Origin of the sequence: Kribbella deserti (assembly GCF_042434725.1) — a bacterium.
Lineage (GTDB): Bacteria > Actinomycetota > Actinomycetes > Propionibacteriales > Kribbellaceae > Kribbella > Kribbella deserti.
In genome coordinates this window covers 1-564 of record NZ_JBHLTC010000062.1, presented here as the reverse complement: position 1 = coordinate 564, position 564 = coordinate 1, and the positions used below count along the sequence as shown (strand labels likewise).

General features: G+C 64.0%; 1 protein-coding gene. It reads right to left on the bottom strand.

Going from position 1 to position 564, the window contains the following annotated elements:
• Positions 1-564 (bottom strand): IS3 family transposase (locus ACFFGN_RS36005; RefSeq protein WP_380057750.1); only part of this gene is annotated, 564 nt, incomplete at both ends.

Sequence of the window (564 nt, the reverse complement as noted above, 5' to 3'; positions counted from 1 at the left end):
GGCGTGTGAATAGTAGTTTGCTTCGGCTTCGGCGGGTGGGCGTCGATCGAGGCGGTGCATGAGTCTGGTGGTGTTGTACCAGTGGACCCAGGCGGCGGTGATGGTCTCGACGGTGCTGAGGCTGGTGAGTGGTCCGCGGCGAAAGGGGGAGTCCTCGCGGATACATTCGGTTTTGTACAGGCCGATGGTCGTTTCGGCCAAGGCGTTGTCATAGGCGTCGCCGACAGTGCCGATCGAGGGACTCATCGCGTGCAGTTGCAGGGTCTCGGCGAAGTGCACCGACGTGTACTGCGACCCGGCATCGGAGTGGTGAATCGCCCTATCTGCAAAGGGGGTGCCCTGCCTGATGCGGAATGCCGCGGCCTGTGCGATGGCCCGTTCCACGAACCTGGTGTGCTTGGTCGTCGAGCACTCCCACCCGGCGATCAGCCCGGCGAAGGCGTCGATCACGAACGCGGTATAGACGAACCCGCCACTGGCCAGGCGAACGTAGGTGAAGTCCGCGACGAGAAGCCGGTTGGGTTGCTCGACAGCGAACTGGCGGTTGACCAGGTCCGGTGCCCG